Source organism: Arthrobacter cryoconiti (genome assembly GCF_020905375.1).
In the GTDB taxonomy this organism is placed as follows: domain Bacteria; phylum Actinomycetota; class Actinomycetes; order Actinomycetales; family Micrococcaceae; genus Specibacter; species Specibacter cryoconiti.
Genome location: NZ_JAJJBU010000032.1, coordinates 79,927 through 94,783, shown reverse-complemented (window position 1 = coordinate 94,783; position 14,857 = coordinate 79,927). Strand labels below are relative to the sequence as shown.

The 14,857-nt window shown below is 55.4% G+C and carries 15 protein-coding genes; 7 read left to right on the top strand and 8 right to left on the bottom strand.

Going from position 1 to position 14,857, the window contains the following annotated elements; all coding sequences use genetic code 11:
• Nucleotides 1–254 precede the first annotated feature (254 nt).
• On the top strand, nt 255–455 hold the full coding sequence (locus LOH53_RS15360; protein WP_230068637.1) for a ribbon-helix-helix protein, CopG family: 201 nt from the start codon (nt 255–257) through the stop codon (nt 453–455).
• Nucleotides 452–820, top strand: coding sequence for a type II toxin-antitoxin system death-on-curing family toxin (locus LOH53_RS15355; RefSeq protein ID WP_230068636.1), 369 nt, complete (start codon nt 452–454; stop codon nt 818–820). The genes LOH53_RS15360 and LOH53_RS15355 overlap by 4 nt, the downstream gene beginning before the upstream one ends.
• Before the next feature lie 360 nt (nt 821–1,180).
• Here LOH53_RS15355 and LOH53_RS15350 read toward each other — a convergent pair whose 3' ends face one another.
• Nucleotides 1,181–1,867, bottom strand: coding sequence for a FadR/GntR family transcriptional regulator (locus tag LOH53_RS15350; protein ID WP_230068635.1), 687 nt, complete (start codon nt 1,865–1,867; stop codon nt 1,181–1,183).
• 238 nt (nt 1,868–2,105) lie between these two features.
• Here LOH53_RS15350 and LOH53_RS15345 point away from each other — a divergent pair, with 238 nt between their 5' ends.
• From LOH53_RS15345 to LOH53_RS15330, 4 genes are all read left to right on the top strand, one after another.
• Entirely contained in the window at nt 2,106–3,320 is a 1,215-nt protein-coding gene (locus LOH53_RS15345; RefSeq protein ID WP_230068634.1) for an aminotransferase class V-fold PLP-dependent enzyme, read from the top strand.
• A gap of 79 nt (nt 3,321–3,399) precedes the next feature.
• A complete protein-coding gene (locus tag LOH53_RS15340; protein WP_230068633.1) occupies nt 3,400–4,704 on the top strand; it encodes an ABC transporter substrate-binding protein in 1,305 nt (434 codons plus the stop codon).
• A 6-nt stretch (nt 4,705–4,710) separates the two neighbouring features.
• Nucleotides 4,711–5,682, top strand: a complete 972-nt coding sequence (locus LOH53_RS15335; protein WP_230068632.1) for a carbohydrate ABC transporter permease — start codon at nt 4,711–4,713, stop codon at nt 5,680–5,682.
• A complete protein-coding gene (locus tag LOH53_RS15330; RefSeq protein WP_230068631.1) occupies nt 5,679–6,515 on the top strand; it encodes a carbohydrate ABC transporter permease in 837 nt (278 codons plus the stop codon). Before LOH53_RS15335 ends, LOH53_RS15330 begins: the two co-directional genes overlap by 4 nt.
• Before the next feature lie 190 nt (nt 6,516–6,705).
• Here LOH53_RS15330 and LOH53_RS15325 read toward each other — a convergent pair whose 3' ends face one another.
• The 5 genes from LOH53_RS15325 to LOH53_RS15305 form a co-directional block, all read right to left on the bottom strand.
• Entirely contained in the window at nt 6,706–7,827 is a 1,122-nt protein-coding gene (locus tag LOH53_RS15325) for an NAD(P)/FAD-dependent oxidoreductase (RefSeq protein ID WP_230068630.1), read from the bottom strand.
• A gap of 19 nt (nt 7,828–7,846) precedes the next feature.
• Complete coding sequence (locus tag LOH53_RS15320) at nt 7,847–8,947, bottom strand: Gfo/Idh/MocA family protein (protein ID WP_326832800.1); 1,101 nt, start codon at nt 8,945–8,947, stop codon at nt 7,847–7,849.
• A complete protein-coding gene (locus tag LOH53_RS15315; RefSeq protein WP_230068629.1) occupies nt 8,947–9,717 on the bottom strand; it encodes an amino acid ABC transporter ATP-binding protein in 771 nt (256 codons plus the stop codon). The genes LOH53_RS15320 and LOH53_RS15315 overlap by 1 nt, the downstream gene beginning before the upstream one ends.
• Nucleotides 9,714–10,502 carry an amino acid ABC transporter permease gene (locus LOH53_RS15310; protein ID WP_230068628.1) on the bottom strand — a complete coding sequence of 263 codons (789 nt, stop codon included), beginning with the start codon at nt 10,500–10,502 and terminating at the stop codon, nt 9,714–9,716. The genes LOH53_RS15315 and LOH53_RS15310 overlap by 4 nt, the downstream gene beginning before the upstream one ends.
• An 87-nt stretch (nt 10,503–10,589) precedes the next feature.
• Nucleotides 10,590–11,447, bottom strand: a complete 858-nt coding sequence (locus LOH53_RS15305; protein WP_230068627.1) for an ABC transporter substrate-binding protein — start codon at nt 11,445–11,447, stop codon at nt 10,590–10,592.
• Nucleotides 11,448–11,626: 179 nt separating this feature from the next.
• On the opposite strand from LOH53_RS15305, the gene LOH53_RS15300 reads away from it, so the two are divergent.
• Nucleotides 11,627–12,727: a LacI family DNA-binding transcriptional regulator gene (locus LOH53_RS15300; protein WP_230068626.1), complete on the top strand. Its 1,101-nt coding sequence runs from the start codon at nt 11,627–11,629 to the stop codon at nt 12,725–12,727.
• Between the two features lie 90 nt (nt 12,728–12,817).
• On the opposite strand, the gene LOH53_RS15295 is transcribed toward LOH53_RS15300, so the two are convergent.
• Together LOH53_RS15295 and LOH53_RS15290 are read right to left on the bottom strand one after the other, a co-directional pair.
• Nucleotides 12,818–13,921 (bottom strand): LacI family DNA-binding transcriptional regulator, encoded by a 1,104-nt coding sequence (locus tag LOH53_RS15295; protein ID WP_230068625.1) that lies wholly within the window; start codon nt 13,919–13,921, stop codon nt 12,818–12,820.
• Nucleotides 13,922–13,928: 7 nt separating this feature from the next.
• Nucleotides 13,929–14,831 (bottom strand): PfkB family carbohydrate kinase, encoded by a 903-nt coding sequence (locus LOH53_RS15290; protein ID WP_230068624.1) that lies wholly within the window; start codon nt 14,829–14,831, stop codon nt 13,929–13,931.
• Between the last annotated feature and the right edge of the window lie 26 nt (nt 14,832–14,857).

The following is a 14,857-nucleotide window of genomic DNA, read 5'->3' as shown; positions in this document are numbered from 1 at the left end:
GCTGCGTAACGTGTCAATGACCTTCGCGTCCTCGATCGCGCGCAGTGAACTGTCCCGGAAATGATGCCTCCGCCTATTTTGACGAAAATGGGCATGTTGGCCTTTTGCTAGAGTTCGGCGCGTGGCGATATTGTGGGGAATGTAGGTGCCGACGTCTGGGTGCCTCCTGTGGCGAGCGGGACCACTCGAGCCGGGTCGAATCTTCTGGATTGATGAACAGCGCTAGTACCGGATTGGTACCATGAGGTATGGCTATGAATCTGCGATTACCCGAAGAGCTGGATCGAGAGCTGGAGAAGCTTGCTCTTGAAGAACATACCTCAAAGTCCGCGTTGCTGCTTCAGGGCGCCGAGATGGTGCTGCAACGTCATCGGCGTCGTCGTGAGATCGCTGAGAGCATTGAGTTCGTCAAGAGCCATGATGCCGAGCTGTTGACCCGTCTCGCTGATGCATGACGGCGTTTCTCGATATTGAGGATGCTCTTCAAGTTGTCGACGGCTATGGCTTTCATGACCGGGACATCGGTCTGCTTGCCTCCGCCCTTGCCCGTCCGGGAACCACCGTGCTGGGAACGGAAGCTTATCCGGACCTTGCCTTGAAGGCGGCGGCGTTGCTGGATTCGGTGGCGAGGTTTCACCCGCTTCTGGACGGAAACAAGCGCGCTGCCTGGACACTGATGGTGTCATTTCTTTGGATCAACGGATACAAGCACATCTTCGGGACAAACGAGGCGTTTGACCTTGCCTTGGGAGCGGCCGCTGGAAATATTGGATTGGAACAATCGGCCGCGGCGATCGTATCCCATATTGTTCCTCGTTAACCCATGGCTAGGACGGCAGGCCCCAGTCGGAGTCGGCGGGCGTACCTAATCAAGATTCATGAAAATGGGCTTGTTCCTGCCGGGAACAGTTTTCCTGTTGGACTGGCTCGGACTGTGTGGAAGTGGGCTGTATTTCCGCAGGAATCCGTTACCTCCCAGAGTCTGCAAGGGGTAAAAGCCGGTTCGAGTCCTACCTCGGGCACATTTCAACGAAGACCCCCTGGTTACAGGGGGTCTTCGTGTTTAAGATCTTCCCTAGACACCAAAAGTTGGGTTAGGGGCTCACTAAGACGGCTCCGTCGGTACGGTTGTCGGCCATTGTGGGCCCCTTTCGACGAAGTCTCTTGGTGGTGGGGGGACCTAGAGGTGGGGTTCGGGTCTGATGGTCTTGAGCCAGTGCTCGGTCTGCGCGATGTGTGCAGCCGTCGCAGTTGCCGCCGTCGAGGGGTCACGATCGCGAATGGCCTCGCGAATCGTGCGATGTCCTTTGTTGCTGGACTGGCGCACAATTTCTCCCCCAACACCGTCGAGAACATTAAAGTGGCGCCCACGCGAGCGGAACAGTTTTACAAGTGCCGCGAGAGTCGCGTTTCCGCTCGCCTGGCAAATGGCGTCATGGAAGAGTGCGTCCAGGTGAGAGATGTCAGCGGACTTCTCGCTCTGCTCCATTTTTGCGGTGAGATCCTCTAACGTCGCGATCAGTTCAGGTGTGCTGCGTGCAGCCGCTCCAGCGGCGGCGTGTGATTCCAGGACGCGCCGAATTTCAAACAATTCAATGACGCTATCCAAAGGGAACAAATCCACCAGGAGCGAGAACCCCTGTAGGAGCTCAGCGGGTTCAAGCGAAGAAATGTAAGTGCCAGAACCGTGGCGAGCTTCCATGACACCCAAGGCGGACATGGCGCGGATGGCCTCTCTGAGAGAGCTTCGGGACACTCCCAATTGCGTGGCCAGTTCCCCTTCGGGCGGGCACTTTTGGCCAGGGGCCAGTTCACCAGAGGCAATTTTGGCCCGCAGACCTTGAATGGCATCGTCAACTGCGCTCACTCTAAAAGCCCTCTTTCATCTAAGTAGGCCAGCCATTTTGAGCTGCACTCACACTATGAGTCATCATATCTCTTCAAAAAGTCATCTGATCTATCTAGAACATTTGATCCTAAAAAGACCAGAATGACCGACGAATAGTAAAAGTCATATGATGAATCATTCGAGCAAACCCTTGTCTCGGGCAATTCTGTGATGTAGCTTACAGAGAATTCGTAGACATTCGAGCAGAGAGCAACTCGTGGCAATTTCCGCAGCAACAGCACCTTCGCCCATGTTGGCACCTTCGGGGCACCTGGCCATTACAGACTGGTCTCTGACCCCGGGGAAGATCCACCTCAATCACGGTTCCTACGGTGCCGTCCCACGCCGCGTGCAGGAGCGGCAGCTGGAACTCAAGGCTGAAATGGAAGCCAACCCTTGTGTCTGGTTCATGGGCCAGGCAGCATCCCTACCGCCTGTACGGGTGGGTGTTGCGAACTTTCTTCGGGTAGACGCGGATGATCTTGCCTTGGTGACTAACGCCAGTGCCGGCGTCAGCGCAGTCTATAAGTCCTTGCCATTTAGCAACGGCACGCAGATCGTCACAACGAATCATGCTTACGGTGCCGTGCTAGAAGGAGCGAAGCGCCTTGCCAGAACGCACAATGGGGAAGTTCGAATTGCCGATGTTCCGCTCGACGCTGATGCCGCACTTGTCTGCGAGCTGATAGTCGCCCAGATTACAGAACGTACGGAACTGATAGTTGTCGACCAAATTACCTCTGCGACGGCACGACGCTTCCCAATTGAACAAATTGCAAAGGAAGCGAGCAAGCGAGGTATTCCTCTTTTAGTTGATGGTGCCCACGCTCCCGGAGTATTGGCTGACCCAATCCCAGACTTCGAAGGATTCTGGGTTGGAAACCTCCATAAATTTGCCTGTGCCCCGCGAGGAACAGCCGCTTTGGTGGCTCGCGGTCCATTGCGAGAACTCGTAGATCCGCTCATTGATTCGTGGGGCTTTCCACACTCCTTCCCGGAGAGCTTTGATCATGTGGGAACGCAAGACATCACCTCGTGGATGGTGGCTTCGACTTCATTTGACACCATTGAGGAGCACTACGGCTGGGACACTTTCCGCAGCTACGCAGCATCGTTGGCGAACTATGGCCAACGCATCGTGCAGGACGCTTTTTCTGCCCTGACAGGTGAAGATAGCCGAGTCGACGTCGGCATGCAGATTGATCCACTGCGCATGGTGCGGCTACCGCGCGGGCTTGCCACTACACATGAAGATTCGCATGCGGTGCGAGCCTATATTTCCGAGCAACTGGATATTGAAACAGCCATTACTACTTTCGGCGGAGCGGGTTTCCTGCGACTCTCAACGCACCTTTACAACACTCCTGCTGACTATGAAGAGTTCGCAGAGCGGGCCGTTCCGGACCTTGTCAGGCTCGCCAGAGCCAGCTAGCCCGGCACCAAAAGCACCTTGTACTTCTCACATTCACCAAAACTAGATTTTCACCTGACTACCCTTCGAAAGGTCACGAATGAAATCGAAACTAGCAACCATAACGGCAGTGGGCCTGGCAGCTCTCTTGACGCTCTCCGCATGCGGAGGTGGCGCAGGCACTAAGGACGGTGCCAACGGCCAGGTCACCCTCAAAATGGTTGAAAGCCTGACCAACCCGACCCGTACTGACACCATCAAGAAATTACTCGCGGGATTTGAAAAGGAAAATCCGAATATCAAGGTCGACTTGATTTCACCTCCCACCGACTCAGCAGACCAGAAAATTCAGCAGATGCTCCAATCGGGCAAAGGGATCGATGTCGTTGAAGCCAGGGACATCACTGTTGGTTCATTTGGTGCCAACAAGTGGCTCTATGACATGACAGCAGATCTGAAGGGCTGGGATGGTTGGGGGAACCTAACTGAGAACGCTGTCAACTATTCCAAACAGGATGGAAAGACTTACTATATTCCTTACGGTTTCTATGGTCTTTCCCTGTTCTACCGAACGGACATGGTCAAAGAAGCTGGGTTCTCTAAGCCACCGGTCAGCTGGAATGACCTGCTGACACAGTCCGAGAAGCTCAACGATCCGGGCAAGAATAAGTTCGGCTACGCCTTCCGCGGGGGAGCCAACGCGAACTCTAATGCCGTGGCCGTGATAGAGGCCTACACCGCTGATCAGGTGGACAAAGAGAACGCGTTCAAGCTGTCCAATGGAAAGACCATCTTCTCCGCGCCGGAGGCGCAACAGGCCATGGATGACTACCTTGAGATCTTCAAAAAGGGCTCACCGCCGTCGTCTGTGGCGTGGGGTTACCCGGAAATGGTCCAGGGCTTCAGCAATGGGTCTACGGCCTTTCTGCTGCAGGATCCAGAGGTCATCGCCACGATCAAGGAGTCTAAGTCTCTCAAAGCGGAGCAATGGAATGTGGCTCCGCTGCTCGTTGGACCCACCGGAAAAGCGATCCAGCCAGTGGCCACTGCCGGATGGGGCATTGCTGAATCCAGCAAAGCCAAGCCCGAAGCTGTCAAGCTCATCAAATATCTCTCTCAAGGCGAGCCAGCAACGGAGTTCAGCAAGGACAACAGTTTGGTGCCAATCCTGAAGTCAGCCGCCAAGGACCCGTTCTACAGCACCGGCCCGTGGGCTGCCTACGTCACTATGACCGAAAATCCTGGCACCTACATCTCGGCCGTCCAACCACGCGGCGTGTCCTGGTGGACTGAGTGGATCAAGAAGTCCGACGGTGAACTCCAGCGCGTCCTGACCGGCAAGATGAGCACTTCCGAACTCTTGGCCAGCTGGGATAGTTACTGGACCGAAAAGATGGCTGGCTAGTCCATAGTGGCCATCAATTCTGAACGCATGGTGGTGCGTGGACCGAACACTGTCACCGCACCACCGCAGCCCCAGGCGATCCATCGACGCAAGAAAAGGTTTAACACCAGGACAGCGTTGACCCTGTTAGCCTTCATGGCGCCAGCGGCCATCTTCGTCGGCATCTTCACCTACTACCCGATGATCGCGGGGAGCCAAATGGCTTTCCGCAACTGGAACCTCAACGACCTCTCCGATACGTCGTGGGTGGGTTGGGGAAACTTCATCAAGCTCTTTGAATCACCGGAGTTTGGCGGGATTGTGCGTAATACGGTCGTATGGGTTGTGGGTTCCCTCGTGCCTCAAGTCGTGATCGGCTTTGCCTTGGCTTTGTTCCTTAAGCGCAGGTTTAGGTTTCGCAGCGGATACCAAGCATTTATTTTCTTCCCTTGGGCCGTTTCCGGCTTTCTTATAGGCATGCTTTTCCGCTGGATGTTCAACGCAGAATTCGGTGTGGTCAATGATCTGCTAATGAAAGCGGGATTCATCGAGAGTCCTATTCCGTGGTTGGCTGAGCCCGGCTTCGCTATGACGGCGGTGATCATCGCCAACATTTGGTACGGAGTGACATTCTTCGCCATCATGATCCTGGCTGCTCTGCAATCAGTATCTGAGGACATGTATGAGGCGGCGGCTTTAGATGGGGCAGGTAAAGCGAGGACTCTGTTCAGCATCACGTTGCCGGCCATTTCGGTGACCTTAGGCCTGACGATCCTTTTGCGAGTGATTTGGATTTTCAACTTTCCCGATATTATCTGGGCCATGACAGGCGGCGGGCCAGCCGATCAGACCCACATCATCACCACTTACATGATCAAAATTACCCAGGAGGGCGATTATGGTCAGGCATCAGCGCTGGGACTCATTGTGGTGTTCACCCTGATGTTGTTCGCGGTCTTTTACTTGATGGCCATGCGCCCTCGAAAGGCAAATAGATGATTGATAAGCAAAGTACGTTCGGGAGGATCAGCAAGGTCATCTTCTTGTCCTTGTGCCTGATCGTCACAGTTTTTCCGCTGTATTGGATTGTCGTCACATCGTTGAAAGCACCCGGCAGCATCTATTCGCTGCCGCTGGATTACTGGCCACGTGAAATTTCCTTCGAAAACTACGTAGGCCTGTTTACAAAATCTGATTTTGGGCGCTACATGATCAATAGTTTGTTGGTGGCCACCGTCGCTGCGACAGTCGCCACATTCATCTCGCTCTTGTCCGCGTACGTGCTTGCGCGTTTCCACTTTGCCGGTCGCGGTGCTGTGATGGTTGCCTTTCTGCTTACACAGATGATTCCTGGATTCATCGCGCTCGGTCCGTTGTACATAATGATGACCAACATGAACCTGGTCGATTCCGAGACCGGCCTGATCTTGGTCTACATCGCCATCTGTATCCCGTTCTGCACCATCATGCTCCGGGGCTTTTTTGAAAACGTCCCCGATGCCTTGGAGGAAGCCGCCATGATCGATGGGTGCTCCCGCCTCACAGCACTGTTCCGGGTTCTAGTACCCGTCATGCTTCCCGGTATTGCAGCAAGCTTTATCTTCAATTTCGTCAATTGCTGGAACGAGCTGTTCCTATCCGTGACACTGATGAACAGTGATGAGAACAAGACCATTCCGACGGCCCTCGCTGGATTTATCTCCAGCTTCAACATTGACTGGGGCTCCATGTCCGCCGCCGCCGTGTTGACAGTGGTGCCTGCACTGGCGATCTTTGCCTTCGCCAGCAAATTCATCGTCCAGGGGCTAACCGCAGGCGCAGTCAAGGGATAGCGCCCGCGGAAAAGAACCAAGGGGGAACGGTACACGGTCGACGCTGAAAAACAGTATCTCGATGAGATAAGAAGCAGGCGTCCGGCTTCTGGCTATGGAACTTTAGACACGTTCCACAGCCAGAAACCGGACGCCTTCATTTTCTTAATCAGCGACGCCGGGTGTTTCTCTCATGCGCGGGAGCAATCAGCTAGCTGAACCGTTCCGGCCTGAAAGTCGCCAACATGGGATGACGGTTTCCAGTCAGAATCTCGTGAGACATCAATTCTCCGGCTATCAGAGCCAATGTTGCCCCTGAATGTGTGAAGGCGACGAAGCATCCTGGTACTTTTTCGAGCTGCCCAAAAACTGGTTCCCCGTCTCCGGGAATTGGCTTCCGCCCAATTTTCCACGATGCCGCTTTTACGTCCGGGGTACCTTCCAGTAGCTTGGCTGCCTCATTGGCTAGTTCCTGGACGACTTCTTCGGGAATACTGAACGAACCATCGTCGTGTTCTGTGATGTCGGATTCGTACCAATCATGATCCAAAGCAAGTGTATTGCCAGGATTGGGTCGGACGGCCGCACGAGGAGTGTTCATTACGGCTTTTAGTCCATGATCGAAGGGTTCGGTGATGACCAGCATGGAAATTGGTGAGGCGTTGGCAATAGTCACACCAAGGGGAGCTACGACCTCCGGAGTTGCTGCCCCGCACGCCACCAGGACGGCATCGGCAGCATAATTTTGACCGTCACCGGTGGTGACGCCAGTAGCATGACCGTCTTTGATATCTACCGTAACCTTGCCAGCGTTCAGGATCAGTTTGCCGCCACGGGCGTTGAACTCGTCCATGAGGAAGTCCACAAGATGGGGAAGGCTAACCCACCCTTCGCCCGGGTTGAAGATCGATTGTGCGGGTACAGCCTGCGGATCAACCTTGGGGACGACTTCTGTTACAGACTTGGGGGAGTGCAAGCATGAATCGTAGGCTTGAGCCGTTTCGTAGGAGTGACGAGCCAAAGTGTCTTCTTCATGACCGGTCTGCGCCCACTGGAGACCGCCGCCGAATTGGAGCCATTCACGTGTCGGGTCGGAAGTGTAAAGCGTGCGGTAGCGATCGACGCCGGCCATCCGAAGGTCGTGGTATGGCCGAGGGCGTTTGCCTGCAGAGTTGAGCCAAGAGAGGGATCGACCAGTTGCTTCACTGGCTAAGAGGGTTTCGGTGAGTAGCGTGACTGATGCTCCTTCGCGCAGTAAATGCACGGCGGTGGACACGCCTAGGATTCCACCGCCGATGACGGCGACGTGCTTGGTGGTTGTTTCGACTAACATGGTGATTCTCTCTTCTTAATTAGGTGGCGATGGTCAGTGCAGGTGTGGCCCGAGTAAGCGACTGGCTTGAGGCAGTTTGGTGGATCTTTTCGATGATGCGCAGGACCTCAAGGGAGTCAGCCGGATCTACTGGCAGCGGGCCTGCGCCACGAAGCGCACTGGCCAGGATGCGATAGAACTCTGGATAAGATCCTTTATCCGCCGGCACCTGCTTCGTGTCCGGGCCCACGCCTAAGCGTCCCCAGTTTTCTTCCGGCTCGACGCCGTAATGGTCTTCCGTCGGAAAAGTTCCGGCGTCCAACAATGGCTCTTGGATGTCCAGTCCCCACTTTGTGTATCCCGCAGCCGACCCTAGGACATGAAACCGTGCCCCGAGCTGAGCCGCCATCCCGTTCATCCACAGTCTGGACCGGACGCCTGAACTGTGCAGGAGGGAAACGAAGGCTTCTTGGTCCGCATCTGAAGTCGTGGGTTCATTGATCCGTCCGGTTTCGCCATGGTATTGGGCTACTGGCCCAAAAAGGCGGACGGCTTGATCGATCAGATGCGCACCGAGGTCGTGGAGAATGCCGCCGCCTTCTGAAAGCTTCGCCTCATCCCGCCAGTTTTGGAAACCCTCCGGGCGCCACCATTCGAAGCGCGACTCAAAGGTTCGGACGTCGCCTAGCTCACCGTTCTTGACGAGCCGCTGGAGGGTAAGGAAATCCGCGTCCCATCTACGGTTCTGAAACACGGTGAGCAGGACGCCCGCCTTCTCAGCTTGGACGATGAGTTCTTGGGCTTGGTCCGAGTTGGCGGCAAAGGGTTTGTCAATCACTACGTTGAGATTGAGTTCGATGGCGGTGGATGCGAGGGCGAAATGGGTTGCCGGCGGAGTGCCGATAATGACCAAGTCGAGGTTGCCGGCGTCGGCAAATAGTTCCTCGGCGGTGGCCACAACCCGGGCGTTGGGATGCAGTGCCGCGGCTTGAGCAGCCCGTTCCGGGTTGGATGTGACGATCACGTCCAACGAGTACGCTGGGTCGGCGGCGATCAGGGGAGAGTGGAAGACTCTGCCGGAGACGCCGAACCCCATCACGGCAGTTCGGATTGCTTTGGTGCTCGAGAACGTATCGGTCACTAGAGGACTTCCGAGAGGAATCGCTGCAGACGGTCACTTTTTGGCCGGTCAAAGAGATCCTCAGGGCTCCCAGCTTCTACGACTTCGCCCTCGTCCATGAAGATCACTTGGTCAGCGACTTTGCGTGCGAAACCCATCTCATGAGTGACAACAGCCATTGTCATGCCACGTCCGCCAAGACCAGCCATCAGAGTAAGCACTCCCTTGACAAGTTCAGGGTCCAAAGCACTTGTCGCTTCGTCGAACAGCATGACTTCCGGCTCCATAGCCAGCGCCCTAGCGATGGCCACCCGCTGTTGTTGACCACCAGAAAGGTCGCGTGGTCGGTGCTCGGAGCGCTCTGCTAAACCAACTTCGACTAGGCGGCGCATTGCTCGCTCCTTAGATTCGGCCCTTGACATACCTTTCACGTTGCGCAGCGAGAGGGCCACATTTTCAAGGGCAATATGGTCCGGGAACAGATTGAAGTGTTGGAACACCATACCGATTCGCCGCCGCAGAATATCGGGCTTGAGGCCCAGTGCGCTGTCTCCGTCAAGAATGACGTCCCCGCTTTTGGGTTCATGAAGACGATTGATGCCCCTCAAAAGGGTGGACTTCCCGGAGCCAGACGGTCCGATGATACAGGTCGTGGTCCCGGGTGCGATTGTAAAGGAGACATTCCGGAGAACTTCAATATCTCCATAGGCCATGCTGAGATTCTTAAGTTCTAGACTTGAACCGCGAAAGGTCTCGACGTCCGCTGATGCGGTGTTTGTGCTATTGCTCATGTGTTGCTCCCGTTAGTTAGCGGCGAGGCCGCACTGAGTTCCTTCACTTCATTGAGTCCGCTGATGGGTGGTGCTGCGCGGCGCCGGCCAGTGCGGAAACGGTTGTCGAAGTAGTTGACCAGATGGGTTAGCGGAACCGTGATGATGAGGTAGAAAACTCCGGCCATCACTAAAGGGGAAAGATTTCCTGAGAGAACCGCAGCATCCTGACCGACCCGGAACAGCTCACGTTCTCCGACCATTAGACCGAGGAAATAGACCAGCGAGGAGTCTTTGACAATTGAAATGAACTGATTTACTAGGGCTGGTAGGACTCGGCGGATTCCTTGGGGAATTACCACAAGCGCCATCGCCTTGGTGTAGCTCATACCCAAAGCCCGGCATGCCTCAATTTGCCCGTTGTCCACACTCATAATTCCTGCGCGGAAAATTTCGCCGATGTAGGCGCTCGCGATCAGGCTCAGTGCAATTATGCCCAAAGGATACGGCGAGGGACCGAACACGGACTGGCTAAGTCTGGCAAAGCCCTGTCCTATGAGCAATATGGTCAGAATGGCTGGAAGGCCTCGGAACAGGTCGGTATAGATTCGGGCCGGGATCCGCAACCATTTGGATGGCGAGATGCCCATCACGGCCACGATCATCCCGAGGACAACGCCTATAACGGTCGAAGCGAGAGAAATGATGAGTGTGTTAAGCAGACCGATAGCAAGCAGCTGGGGCATGACATCGGCCATTGCCTTGAAATCGAAGAACGTATGAGTGATGGTGTCGAACCAGTCCATGGATTGCTCTCAGAGATAGTTTTGGGGAATTCAGGAAATGGGTGTGGGCCGGGCGGAAGTTCGTGACGGCCCACACCACTGGGTCAACTAGCTAGCTGGTGCCGCACTGGTGGCTTGCTCGGCCGTGGGCAGGTACTGCGTGGGCATTGGTGAGCCCGGGAACCATTTCTGGTATAGCTTCTTCCAGGTGCCGTCTTCCATGGCTGCTTTGAGCCCTTTATTTAGCGCGTCTAGAAAGGCAGGATTGTTCTTTGCAACCGCGAAACCTGCGGGGGCATCAAAGGACGGAATGTCGGCTGCGCTCACTAGGCCGAACTGCTCCGCATAGGCTTTCGCGTTCTCGTAATCCAGAAAGTGAGCGTCAACTGTGCCGCTGTTCAGGGCTGAAATAGCCGTGTTGTTATCGGGGAATCGGACAAGGTTGGCGGCGGGAAAGTTCTTCACAGCGTAAGCCTCTTGCAAGGTGCCCTGGACAACGCCAAGACGCTTACCGTCCAATCCGTTGGCATTTGTGATACCGGACTTTTTGGTGGTGATGACGGTGAGATACCCGGCTAGGTAGCCATCCGAGAAGTCAACAGTTGCCTTGCGCTCTGAGGTTATGCCGATGGCAGCCACACCGACATCGAACTGGCCGTTTGCGACGGCGGAAAGCAGGCCGGAAAAGTCTTGGCCCGTGAATACGACGTTGTCGACTCCAGCGCGGTGGGCCACGTCCTTGAAGAGCTCGACATCGAAGCCCGTGAAGGTGCCTTGAGCATCTGTGAATGTGTAGGGCTTGGCGTCTCCGAGGCTCGCTACGCGAATGGTCCCTGATTGGATAAGTCCAAAGGGGTTTGCCTCCGAGCTGGCCGAGGATGCGCCACCGCAGGCGGTTAACGTGAGTACGGTGGCCAAGGCAACCGCTGTGACGCCTGCCAATCGGTGTTTGTTGCGTTTGAACATTTCTAGTTCCTATCTTGGGGAGAAGAGCTCAACGAAGGGATTGAACTGCGTGGGGGAAATATCGTGACTACTCTTGCTGAGTCCGGTCTCACGATCTAAGCTTGAGACCGGACTCACAATGTTTAGTAGAACTGTAATTCATCTCACACCGCCCGTCAACATGTCCCCGAAAGGCAAAAATGACCCACTCATCGGCTCGACGACGAGACGTTACTGTCGCCGATGTCGCCAAGGCAGCCTTGGTATCGAAAGCTCAGGCAGCCCGCGCATTGGGTGGCTACGGCGCAGTTAGCGAAGATGTCCGTGAGCGTGTATTGGCGGCCGCCGAATCGCTTAGCTACAGGCCTAATGAGCTGGCGCGGACTATGAACACTGGAAAGTCTCACACCATTGGTGTTGTTGTCGGCGACATCGAAAATCCACACTTTGGACTGGCCATGAGGGGAATCTCGGATAGGGCCAAGGCCTCCGGCTTTGATGTCATCTTGATTAATACCGGGGAGGATATTAGGGCAGAGACTGACGCAGTACGTGTCCTTCTGGACAAGCGCGTGGATGGGCTTATTGTTGCGCCTGTATCGTCACCCGAAAAGGGCCACCTGGAACGTGTTTGCGCTTCTGGTCGGCCCTTGGTCCTTTTCGACCGCAAAGTTGATGGCCTCGATGTTGACGTTGTCGCTACTGATATGACGGAAGTTTCACGAAAATCGACCGCTGAGTTGATTCACGCAGGTCACGAACGCATTGCCTTCATTTCGACACTAAAATCGCAGGAGCCGTTCTGGAATGGAATGGACGTTTCTTCGACCCCCATCGCGGAGCGTTTGAAGGGGATGTCTTTGGCCTTCCATGACGCTGGGCACTCCTTTCCCTCGGATCTTGTCAGACTCAATGCCGGTAACTCTGACTCGGTTGTGGGCATAACCCAAGATCTACTTCGAGGTCCCGCTCCCGCAACCGCAATTGTTGCCTCCGATGGGTTGGTGGCCCTCGGAGTGGTTGAAGGGATTCAGACGATGGGGCTTTCCATTCCCCAGGACGTGTCGTTTTTGATGTACGACGACTTGGCGTGGACGAGACTGACGAATCCGCCACTAAGCGTCATTTCACAGCCTGTGTACGACATGGGCGCTGCAGCCGCGGCTGCGCTGATTCAAAGGATCCAGAGACCGGGCGTGAAATCTGAAATTCCCGAATTTACGGCCACATTGATCAATCGAGGATCCATCGGTGCCGTTCGTGGGGCGGCTTCTTGCTATTCGTTGAGTGAGTCACCCTAACGGACAGACTAAAATTCCCTACGGGCGCCGAACTATCTCTCGAGCACTGTCACGGAAACCCTAAGGGTCTGGCACGGGAGGTGCAGTGCCTCACTCGCCGGCATTGAGGGGACCCGTGACGGAAGATCGTTCGATGAGCACAGTGGAGAGAACATCGACGGAGTGTTCGGCTCGGTTTCCGTCAATCCGGTTGATGAGCTGTTCGGCAGCGCGTTGACCAAGCTCTAGCATAGGTTGGGACACCATGGTCAGGGGTGGATCAATGACTCCGGCCCAAGGATTGTCGTCGAATCCTATGAGCGAAATATCCCGCGGGTAGCCAAGACCGGCACGCCGGATCGCATTCAGGGCTCCGATGGTTGCGTCCGCCTCGGTGGCAAAAAGTGCCGTGGGACGGCAGGGAAGTGCGAGCATTCTAGCAACTCCGCGTTCCGCGTCCTCCCGGTTTTTGGGTGTAGTCGTCACCAGATCGGCGTCGAATTCTATTCCTGATTCAAATAACGCGGCTAAGTAACCTTGCAGACGTTCGCCGTCGCTCCACAGAGCGTTTTCAGCGGCAGCGAGGAGCTCGGAGACCGAGACTGGCGGTGACGCGGTCTCAGGCCCCCAGACAAAACCAATCCTTCGATGACCATGGCTGATGAGGTGGGCCACTGCAAGACGCGCTGCGTCACGATTATCGATCAATACAGTGTCAAAATCGAGCCCTCGAATGGCACGGTCCACCAGAACCACCGGGGTGCCTCGCTTGACTGCCGCACTAATGTGGTCAGCGGATTGGGCTTTGATGGCTGCGGACGCTACGATCAGCCCGTCAACGCGCTTATTTCGCAGCAATTCTACTGCTGAACGTTCTTTCGCAACGTTTTCGTCTGTACTGAGAACAACGATGTTGTATCCACGGTTTTCGCAATAGTCTGAGATTCCGCGCACGACGCCGGCAAAGAACGGATTGCCGATGTCGGCAACGACGACTCCAAGCGTTTTGGTTTCCCCCGTTGACATACTGCGGGCAAGTTCGTTGGTTTGGTATCCGAGACGCAAAGCAGCAGCCTCAACCTTGTTTCGGGTTTCTGCCCCGACAGAGCCGTAACCGCCCAGTGTGCGCGCCGCCGTCGCCCGGCCCACACCTGCAGCCTTGGCCACTTCCGAGATAGTCGGTGCCGACGCTGGGACGTGGCGGTTGGTCGTCATGAATTCATCATACTGTCGGCGTCGCATCACGGGCTTGAGACTCATTTGTTCGGAATGGGATTCCGTACCCGAATGATCCTTCCGTCAAACACTGTTGCGCCGCATACTCGGCACCAGCATTGAATGCGCCTTTGATGGCCTCCGGAGTTGGCAAGTGCTCTTTTGTCCAACCTGCGCCAAGAAGTTCCAGGGCAAATGCGGTCAGATATGCGTCACCGCACCCCATGGTATCTTTCACGTCGTTAGGGTCCAGAAGCACGGAATATCCGCGGTGGTACTGCGTTCCATCAAAAAATATGGCACCTTCCGTGCCCATGGTCGCCAACACACTGCCGGCGCCGTGGGAAACCATGGCCGTCATGAGCAACTGGATGTCGGGTTCGTCTAAACCAGCGCATGACACCAAAGCTAAGTCGATGTAAGGGCACACGGAGGATAAGTACTCGTGGGTGCGGTATTTGGAACCACTGGAGAAATCGAAACTGAGCAATGATTGCGTGGCAGCCAGCGCGGGAAGAGAAGGTTCAACGCGGGAGTACGCGCTGGAGTGGATGAGCCGAGCGCCAGCGATCTGAGCTAGTTGGCCAGAATCTAAGTCCATGGGCTCTGCGGTCGTTATGCCACCCCCATTCCATGCGCCAAAAATTCGCTCACCCTTCACCAAGCTCACATTCGCCCACCCGCTGGGGCCGGTCTTGATCACACAATGACTCATGCCGACGGCCTCCTTGATCAGACTGGCACGCAGATGGTCAGCTAGCATGTCCGTACCGAAGACGCCCAAATATTCTGAGGATGCTCCGAGACGGCTGGCGAATACAGAAAAATTGAGGGCGTTGCCACCCGGGTAGAGAATCCTTCGGTCCACAAATCGGTCGATGATGTTGTCACCGAAACCTATTACTTTCATCTGAGCGATCTTTCGGGGGATAGCGG

Coding starts and splice junctions, on each gene's coding strand:
- LOH53_RS15295 (WP_230068625.1), bottom strand. CDS start 13,921: ATGACGACCAACCGCCACGTCCCAGCGTCGGCACCGACTATCTCGGAA.
- LOH53_RS15360 (WP_230068637.1), top strand. CDS start 255: ATGAATCTGCGATTACCCGAAGAGCTGGATCGAGAGCTGGAGAAGCTT.
- LOH53_RS15310 (WP_230068628.1), bottom strand. CDS start 10,502: ATGGACTGGTTCGACACCATCACTCATACGTTCTTCGATTTCAAGGCA.
- LOH53_RS15330 (WP_230068631.1), top strand. CDS start 5,679: ATGATTGATAAGCAAAGTACGTTCGGGAGGATCAGCAAGGTCATCTTC.
- LOH53_RS15305 (WP_230068627.1), bottom strand. CDS start 11,447: ATGTTCAAACGCAACAAACACCGATTGGCAGGCGTCACAGCGGTTGCC.
- LOH53_RS15340 (WP_230068633.1), top strand. CDS start 3,400: ATGAAATCGAAACTAGCAACCATAACGGCAGTGGGCCTGGCAGCTCTC.
- LOH53_RS15290 (WP_230068624.1), bottom strand. CDS start 14,831: ATGAAAGTAATAGGTTTCGGTGACAACATCATCGACCGATTTGTGGAC.
- LOH53_RS15300 (WP_230068626.1), top strand. CDS start 11,627: ATGACCCACTCATCGGCTCGACGACGAGACGTTACTGTCGCCGATGTC.
- LOH53_RS15325 (WP_230068630.1), bottom strand. CDS start 7,827: ATGTTAGTCGAAACAACCACCAAGCACGTCGCCGTCATCGGCGGTGGA.
- LOH53_RS15315 (WP_230068629.1), bottom strand. CDS start 9,717: ATGAGCAATAGCACAAACACCGCATCAGCGGACGTCGAGACCTTTCGC.
- LOH53_RS15355 (WP_230068636.1), top strand. CDS start 452: ATGACGGCGTTTCTCGATATTGAGGATGCTCTTCAAGTTGTCGACGGC.